The sequence below is a fragment of the Brevundimonas sp. UBA7506 genome (assembly GCF_002479495.1).
In the GTDB taxonomy this organism is placed as follows: domain Bacteria; phylum Pseudomonadota; class Alphaproteobacteria; order Caulobacterales; family Caulobacteraceae; genus Brevundimonas.
This window is the reverse complement of sequence record NZ_DLNQ01000014.1, coordinates 107,463-115,414: the sequence shown is the minus strand read 5'-3', so window position 1 is coordinate 115,414 and position 7,952 is coordinate 107,463. Positions and strand designations below refer to the sequence as shown.

Here is a 7,952-nt window from a genome sequence, read left to right as displayed (position 1 = left end):
CCCGTTCGCGGCGGAGGCGGTGCTTAACGCCCCTGATTTTCCGTGTCAACCAGTTCTTTTTAAAGAACTTTCTCAACACTCCCGGAACCCGAAGACCCCGGCGGAGGCGGCCTTCTAAGGAAAGCCAATCTCCATGTCAACCAGGCTTTTCAGCCTTTTCGCAAACCCGGAAACCGAAGCTCCCAAATCCACTTCGCCAGGCCCGTCTCAGAACCCAACGCCGCCGCCCGTCTCCGAGCGAGCGGCGGATATACGGACACCACCCCGAGTCCACAAGCCCTGAATGACAGTTTCACGAACTATCTCAACGAACGAGAGTCCCGGAAAGGATGCGGCCGCTGACCGCCACGCCCCTGCACATACAGGGAGACTGCAGCCCCGCCCCTAGGCCTCCCCACTCGGCGTACAAAAGCCCTCGCCACCCCCGCGCTGAGGCCGCCCACCCCGGTGGATCCGAGCCCGCCAGACCCACACAATAATAGGCCCGCCGCCACGACGCGGTAAAATGTTGCGTCGAGGACACCGCTTCAGAGCACAGACGCGCGCTGGAAGGACCGAATGACGGCATGACGCACTTTTATTCCACATTCGGGCCGCCGCGGGTTGCAACGCAGCATCGACGGCGGCATAAGAGCGCCCAGTTGAAAGGTTCTCCTGTGTCCCACCGCGCCGCCACTGCTGCGATCCTGAGCCCCGCGAAAGCGGCGGCTGATCTGCGCGTGCTGTCGCTGGGCGTACTCCTTCTTTCGGTAATTCTTATTCCGCTTAGCCGAGCGGTGTGGATGCCTGCGACCTGACCTGACCCCGTCAAAATCGCCCGCTTCACCCCGCTCCCTCCCGGCAGCGGGGTTTTTCATGTGCTCAGCCGAGACCCGACAGACAGAAACTTCCAATAGCCCGATGACCAAGACGCCAGACAGCAATAATCGACCCAATGCGCGCAGTTCGGCCGTCACCCAGGGCCCGAACCGCGCCGCCGCGCGCTCCTATCTGCGGGCGGCGGGCATGCAGGACGCCGACTTCGACAAGCCGATGATCGCCATCGTCAACACCTGGTCGACCGTCACCCCCTGCAACATGCACCTGGATCGCCTGGCCAAGGACGTCCGCGCCGGCATCGTCGCGGCGGGCGGCTATCCGGTCGACTTCAACACCATCGTCGTCACCGACGGCATCTCCATGGGCACGGCGGGCATGAAGGCCTCGTTGATCAGCCGCGAGGTCGTCGCCGACTCCATCGAGCTGGCGGTCGAGGGCCATCAGTTGGACGGCGTCGTCTGCATCGTCGGCTGCGACAAGACCATCCCGGCGGCGGCCATGGCCCTGGCCCGGATGGATATCCCTGGCCTGGTCTATTACGGCGGCACCATCCTGCCGGGCCGGATCGGCGAGAAGGAGGTCTCGGTCCAGGAGGTGTTCGAGGCCATCGGCGCCCATGGTGCCGGCGCCTTGTCCGACGAGGGCCTGAAGGCGGTCGAGAGCGCGGTCTGCCCCGGCGCCGGCGCCTGCGGCGGTCAGTTCACGGCCAACACCATGGCCATGGCCCTGTCGATGATGGGCATCAGCCCCATGGGCGCCAATGACGTCCCCGCCGTCGATCCCGGCAAGGGCGCGGAAGGCGAGCGCTGCGGTCGTCTGATCGTCGAGCGCGTCTTCGCCGGCGACACCGCCCGCAAGTACATCACCAAGGCCAGCCTGAAGAACGCCGCCGTCGCCGTCTCGGCCTCGGGCGGATCGACCAACGCCGTCATGCACCTGACCGCCATCGCGGCCGAGGCCGGCGTCGATTTCGGCATCGAGGACTGCCACCAGGCCTGCGTCGAGGCTCCGGTCATCTGCGACCTGAAGCCCGGCGGCCGCTTCCTGGCCTCGCACCTGTTCGCGGCGGGCGGCACGCGTCTGGTCGCCCAGCGCCTGGCCGAGGCGGGCAAGATCGTCAACACGCCCACCGTCAGCGGCCGCAGCCTGTTCGCCGAGGCCGCCGAGGCCGAGGAGACGCCCGGCCAGCAGGTCGTCACCAGCATGGACGCCCCCGTCATGGCGCGCGGCTCCTACGCCGTCATCTATGGCGACGTGGCCCCCGAGGGCGCGGTCATCAAGCTGACCGGCCACAAGGTGGACCGCTTTGAAGGCCCCGCCGCCGTCTTCGACTGCGAGGAAGACGCCTTCTACGCGGTTCAGGACGGCTCGGTCGGCGAAGGCGACGTCATCATCATCCGCTACGAAGGGCCCAAGGGCGGTCCCGGCATGCGCGAGATGCTGCAGGTCACCGCCGCCCTGAAGGGCCGCAAGGTCGAGAACGTCGCACTGCTGACCGACGGCCGCTTCTCGGGCGCCAGCTACGGCTTCGTCGCCGGCCACGTCTCGCCCGAAGCGGCGGTCGGCGGCCCGATTGCACTCATTCGCGATGGCGATCCGATCGTCATCGACGTCACCAACCGCCGGATCGACGTGCTCGTCGATCTGGAGGCGCGCCGGGCGGACTTCGCCCCCAACCGTGTCCGCCCGGCGCAAGGCGTTTTCGCGAAATACCGCGCCGCCGTCGCCTCCGCCTCGCAAGGGGCCGTGACCATCCCCAATCCGCCGCCGGCCCAGATCCCCGCAGATTTGGCCGCCTCCACCTATTCCAACGCCCCGATCTCTGAGGACGCCTGAACCATGGCCATCACCATCTACACCAACGACGACATCAAGCCGGGCGCCATCGCCGGCCAGCGCATCGCCGTCATCGGCTATGGCTCGCAGGGCCGCGCCCACGCGCAGAACCTGAAGGACTCGGGCCACGACGTCATCGTCGGCGTGCGTCAGGGCGGCACGGGCTGGAAGCACGCCACCGCCGACGGCGTCCCCACCGCCGAGCCGGCCGAGGCCGTTCGCGGCGCCGACATCATCGCCATCCTGACCCCGGACATGATCCAGAACGAGGTCTATCGCGACATCATCGAGCCCAACGCCAAGCCGGGCGCCGCCCTGCTGTTCGCCCACGGCTTCTCGATCATCTACGACCGCATCACCCCGCGCGACGACATGGACGTCATCCTGGTCGCCCCCAAGGGTCCGGGCGATCTGGTCCGTCGCGAGTTCGCGCGCGGCCGCGGCGTCCCCTCGCTGTTCGCCATCGAGAAGGACGCGACCGGCAAGGCGCGCGACCGCGCCATGGGCTACGCCAAGGGCATCGGCGGCGCGACCGGCGGCCTGCTGGAAACCAGCTTCCGCGAAGAGACCGAAACCGACCTGTTCGGCGAACAGGCCGTCCTGTGCGGCGGCGCCAAGGAGCTGGTCATCTCGGGCTTCAACACCCTGGTCGAGGCCGGCTACCAGCCCGAGATCGCCTATTTCGAATGCCTGCATGAGCTGAAGCTGATCGTGGACCTCTTCTACGAGGGCGGCATCTCCAAGATGCACCACTTCATCTCGGAAACGGCCAAGTGGGGCGCGGTCGCCAGCGGCCCGCGCGTCATCACCGATGAGACCCGCGCCCGCATGAAGGAGGTCCTGACCGAGATCCAGGACGGCACCTTCGCCCGCAACTGGATCGCCGAGAACGAGACCGGCAAGCCGCAATACCAGGCCTGGCTGGACGCGGATCGCCAATCCCACATCGAACAGACCGGCGCCCGCCTGCGCGAGCGGATGGCCTGGCTGCAGACCCCCAAGTCTGAAGCCGCCTGACCCGCACATATATAAAGAGAGACTGACCCGATGAGCGCCGTCGCGCCCGCCCTGAAAACCGCCTCCGCCCCGGCGACCGTGCACGACACGGCCACCGGCGCGCGCCTGCTCGTCTCCAGCCTGGAGCGAATGGGCGTGGAGGTGGTCTTCGGCTACCCCGGCGGCGCCATCATGCCCATCTATGACGCCCTGACCGGCACGGGCTTGAAGCATATCCTGGTCCGTCACGAACAGGGCGCGGCCTTCGCCGCCGACGCCTATGCCCGCGCCTCGGGCAAGGTCGGGGTCTGCATGGCCACCTCCGGCCCCGGCGCCACCAATCTGATCACCGGCATCGCCAACGCCATGATGGATTCGGTGCCGATGGTCTGCATCACCGGCAACGTCCCCCAGGGCGTCATGGGCACCGACGCCTTCCAGGAGATCGACATCCTGGGCGTCACCCTGCCGATCGTGAAGCACTCCATACTGGTGCGCGACGCATCGGAGATCCCGGCCGCCGTCGAACAGGCCTTCCACATCGCCGCCTCGGGCCGCCCCGGTCCCGTCCTGGTCGACCTGCCCAAGGACGTCCAGTTCGCCACGGCGACCGCCCCCTTCGGCTTCAACATCCCCAATGAGGCCGCAGACGTCGACCACGACGCCATCGCCGAGGCCGAACGCTTCATCCGCGCTGCTGAGCGCCCGCTGATCTACATCGGCGGCGGGGTGAAGATCGGCCGCGCGACCGAGGCCGTCCGCGCCTTCGCCGAGGCCACCGGCATCCCCACGGTCTCGACCCTGAACGCCCTGGGCACGGTTGCGACCGACGCCCCCGGCTTCCTGGGCATGCTGGGCATGCACGGCACGCGCGCCGCCAATGAGGCGGTCCAGGCGTCCGACCTGCTGATCGTCCTGGGCGCCCGCTTCGACGATCGCGCCACGGGCAAGCTGGCCGAGTTCGCCCCCCACGCCCGCGTCGTCCATTTCGACATCGACGCCTCCGAGATCGGCAAGCTGCGCGAGACCCATGTCGCGGTCGCCGGTGAACTGAAGCCGGGCGTCGAGGCCCTGACTGCGCGCATGGCGTCTGGTCCGTTGGCCATCGACGCCTGGGTCATCCGCTGCGCCACGGCGGCCGTGAATCATGCGGCCCGCTATGACGCGCCGGGCGAAGGCGTCTATGCGCCCGCCCTGCTGAAGCAGTTGTCCGAAGCCGCCGGCGACCGCTTCGTCGCCGCCTGCGACGTCGGCCAGCACCAGATGTGGGCGGCCCAGCATTGCCGCTTCTCCAAGCCCGAAGCCCACATCACCTCGGGCGGTCTGGGCGCCATGGGCTTCGGCCTGCCCGCCGGTCTGGGCGCCAAGCTGGCCGATCCGTCGGCCACGGTCGTCACCATCGCCGGCGACGGCGGCTTCATGATGAACATCCAGGAGCTGGCGACGCTGAAGCGCTACGGCGTCGCCCTGAAGATCGTCCTGCTGGACAACTCGTCGCTGGGTCTGGTGCGCCAGTGGCAGGAGCTGTTCTTCGAGGAGAACTATTCCGAGGTCGATCTGTCCGACAATCCGGACTTCGTGAAGGTGGCCGAGGCCTTCGGCGTCGAGGCCTTCCGCATCGACCAACGCGATCAGGTCGAGGCCGGCATCGCCCGCCTGCTGGCCGCCGACGGCCCCTGCCTGGCCCACGTCGTCATCAACCCCAAAGAGAACGTCTGGCCTCTGGTTCCGCCGGGCAAGAGCAACGCTGAAATGATGGAAGGCGCATGAGCATGAGCGACACCATTCACATCCAGATCGACCGGGCCGACGGCTCGCTTCAGCGCCTCATCGGCCTGGTGGAACGCCGCGGCTTCCACATCGACGGCATGAGCATGGCTGACGAAGGCCCCTCGCGCCGCATCGCCCTGACCGTGCGCGGGCGCGACGCCGCGCGCTCCATCGACAATCTGGGTTGCCAGATCGACCGCCTGTTCGGCGTCGCTCGCATCAGCGCCCCTGCCTATCAGTCCGAGGCCGCCTAATGTCCCGAGTAGAACGAGTATCCAGAACCGCCGAGATTACGGCGTCGGATCCCAACCGCGTCATCATCTTCGACACCACCCTGCGCGACGGGGAACAGGCCCCCGGCTTCTCCATGTCGGCCGAGGCCAAGCTGAAGATGGCCCATGTCCTGCGCGACCTGGGCGTAGACGTGATCGAGGCCGGCTTCGCCGCCGCCTCGCCGGGCGACGAGGAATGCATCCGACGCGTCTGCGGCGAGATCGAGGGACCGATCTTCGCCTCGCTGAACCGCGCCAACGAGAAGGACATCGACGCCTCGTTCCGGGCTCTGGCGCCGGCGCCGAAATCGCATCGCCGCTGCCACGTCTTCCTGGCCACCAGCCCGATCCATCGCTCGGCCAAGCTGCGGATGAGCACCAACGAGGTTCTGGCCACGATTTCGCGCACGGTGGAATACGCCGCCTCGATGTTCGACGACGTCGAGTTCTCGGCCGAGGACGCCTTCCGCACCGAGCCGGAGTTCCTGGCCGAGGCCCTGATGGCCGCCGCCGATGCGGGGGCCCAGACGCTGAACGTGCCCGACACCGTCGGCTACGCCACGCCGGAAGAAGCGCGCCAGCGCTTCGCCTATCTGGACGGGATCATCCGCCCGCGACACGCCGACATCATCTTCTCGTCGCACGCGCACAACGACCTGGGCCTGGCCGTGGCCAACTCCCTGGCCGCCGTCGAGGGCGGCGCGCGTCAGATCGAGGGCGCCATCAACGGCATCGGCGAACGGGCCGGCAACGCCTCCATCGAGGAGATCATCATGGCCCTGCGCACCCGCGCGGACCGCTATGGCGTCAGCGTATCCGCCGAGAGCCGCCACCTGGTGCGGGCGTCCCAGACCCTGCGAGACGTGACCGAGACGGTCATCGCCCGCAACAAGGCCATCGTCGGCCTGAACGCCTTCGCCCACGAGGCCGGGATCCACCAGCACGGCATGATGGCCGACGCCCGCACCTACGAGATCATGCGTCCCGAGGACGTCGGTTTCGAGGGCAGCTACTTCGTGCTGGGCAAGCATTCCGGCCGCCACGCGGTCGGCAAGCGGGCCGAGGCCCTGGGCCATGTGCTGGAAGGCCAGCGCCTGGCCGACGTCTTCGCCGGCTTCAAACAACGCGCCGACCAGATCGGCGAAATCAATGACGCGGAGCTGACCGCCATCATCGCGGCCGTGACGGCCAATACGACGATTGGGGGCGCCTCCGCACAAATGGACAAGACCTATGCAGCCGCTGGCTAAGAATATCTGGATCAACGGCGACCTGACGCCGTGGGCCGACGCGAAGATTCACGTCATGAGCCACGCCCTGCACTACGGCACCTCGGTGTTCGAGGGCATCCGTGTCTATGACACCCCCAACGGCCCGTGCGGCTTTCGACTGACCGACCACATCCGCCGCCTGTTCGACAGCGCGCGCATCTATCACTTCCCCCTGCCCTTCACCGAGGACGAGCTGGTCCAGGCCTGCAAGGACGTGGTCCGTTCCGAGGGCCTGCGTTCGGCCTACCTGCGCCCGCTGGCCTTCCTGGGCGAGTGCGGCATGGGCGTGACCCCGTCGCCGGAAAACATCCGCACCGACGTCATGATCTCGGCCTTTCCCTGGGGCGCCTATCTGGGCGAGGAAGCCCTGGAAAAGGGCGTCGACGCCTGCGTCTCCAGCTGGAGCCGCGTCGCTCCGAACACCATCCCGGCGGGCGCCAAGGCCGGCGGCAACTATCTGTCCGGCTACCTGATCGGCCGTGAAGCCCGCGTCGGCGGCTTCGGTGAAGGCATCGCCCTGGGCGTCGACGGCCGCCTGTCGGAAGGTGCCGGCGAGAACCTGTTCGTGGTCAAGGACGGGGTGCTGATGACGCCCCCCGCCGCCGCCTCCATCCTGCAGGGCATCACGCGCGACAGCGTGATGAAGCTGGCGCGCGGTCTGGGCTACGAAGCCCGCGAGCAGATCCTCCCGCGCGAAGCTCTCTACGTCGCCGACGAAGTCTTCATGACCGGCACCGCCGCCGAGATCACTCCGGTGCGCTCCATCGACGGCATCACGACCCGCGCCGCCGGCCCCGGCCCGATCACGAAGGCTGTCAACAAGGCCTTCCGCGGCCTGTTCGACGGCACGACGCCCGACCGCTTCGGCTGGCTGGAGCCCATCGGCGAGGCGGCGACCGCCCCCAAGGAGCGCGTGCATGAGCCAGCATGACCAATCCTCCCCTGTCGCCTCGCGACGGGGGAGGGGGACCGCCGCAGGCGGTGGAGG

Annotated in this window: 6 protein-coding genes; all 6 read left to right on the top strand. The window is 68.0% G+C overall.

Features of this window, described 5'->3' with window-relative positions; translation table 11 throughout:
- The first annotated feature begins 900 nt into the window (after window positions 1-900).
- The 6 genes from B3K53_RS12545 to B3K53_RS12520 all read left to right on the top strand — a co-directional run bounded on the left by B3K53_RS12545 (window position 901) and on the right by B3K53_RS12520 (window position 7,895).
- Window positions 901-2,655, top strand: coding sequence for a dihydroxy-acid dehydratase (locus tag B3K53_RS12545; protein ID WP_292084730.1), 1,755 nt, complete (start codon window positions 901-903; stop codon window positions 2,653-2,655).
- 3 nt (window positions 2,656-2,658) lie between these two features.
- Complete coding sequence (ilvC, locus tag B3K53_RS12540) at window positions 2,659-3,672, top strand: ketol-acid reductoisomerase (RefSeq protein ID WP_292084728.1); 1,014 nt, start codon at window positions 2,659-2,661, stop codon at window positions 3,670-3,672.
- Window positions 3,673-3,801: 129 nt separating this feature from the next.
- Window positions 3,802-5,421 carry an acetolactate synthase 2 catalytic subunit gene (gene ilvG, locus B3K53_RS12535; RefSeq protein ID WP_409515801.1) on the top strand — a complete coding sequence of 540 codons (1,620 nt, stop codon included), beginning with the start codon at window positions 3,802-3,804 and terminating at the stop codon, window positions 5,419-5,421.
- Window positions 5,422-5,423: 2 nt separating this feature from the next.
- The gene (locus B3K53_RS12530; protein ID WP_292084726.1) at window positions 5,424-5,675 is read left to right on the top strand and encodes an ACT domain-containing protein; all 252 of its coding nucleotides are present in this window, start codon (window positions 5,424-5,426) and stop codon (window positions 5,673-5,675) included.
- Window positions 5,675-6,943 carry a 2-isopropylmalate synthase gene (locus B3K53_RS12525; RefSeq protein WP_292084725.1) on the top strand — a complete coding sequence of 423 codons (1,269 nt, stop codon included), beginning with the start codon at window positions 5,675-5,677 and terminating at the stop codon, window positions 6,941-6,943. The genes B3K53_RS12530 and B3K53_RS12525 overlap by 1 nt, the downstream gene beginning before the upstream one ends.
- Window positions 6,927-7,895: a branched-chain amino acid transaminase gene (locus tag B3K53_RS12520; protein ID WP_292084724.1), complete on the top strand. Its 969-nt coding sequence runs from the start codon at window positions 6,927-6,929 to the stop codon at window positions 7,893-7,895. The genes B3K53_RS12525 and B3K53_RS12520 overlap by 17 nt, the downstream gene beginning before the upstream one ends.
- Window positions 7,896-7,952 lie beyond the last annotated feature (57 nt).

What these genes read in the sequence shown, in the direction of transcription:
- B3K53_RS12545 (WP_292084730.1), top strand. Translation starts at nt 901, where the DNA reads ATGACCAAGACGCCAGACAGCAATAATCGACCCAATGCGCGCAGTTCG.
- ilvC (WP_292084728.1), top strand. Translation starts at nt 2,659, where the DNA reads ATGGCCATCACCATCTACACCAACGACGACATCAAGCCGGGCGCCATC.
- ilvG (WP_409515801.1), top strand. Translation starts at nt 3,802, where the DNA reads ATGGGCGTGGAGGTGGTCTTCGGCTACCCCGGCGGCGCCATCATGCCC.
- B3K53_RS12530 (WP_292084726.1), top strand. Translation starts at nt 5,424, where the DNA reads ATGAGCGACACCATTCACATCCAGATCGACCGGGCCGACGGCTCGCTT.
- B3K53_RS12525 (WP_292084725.1), top strand. Translation starts at nt 5,675, where the DNA reads ATGTCCCGAGTAGAACGAGTATCCAGAACCGCCGAGATTACGGCGTCG.
- B3K53_RS12520 (WP_292084724.1), top strand. Translation starts at nt 6,927, where the DNA reads ATGCAGCCGCTGGCTAAGAATATCTGGATCAACGGCGACCTGACGCCG.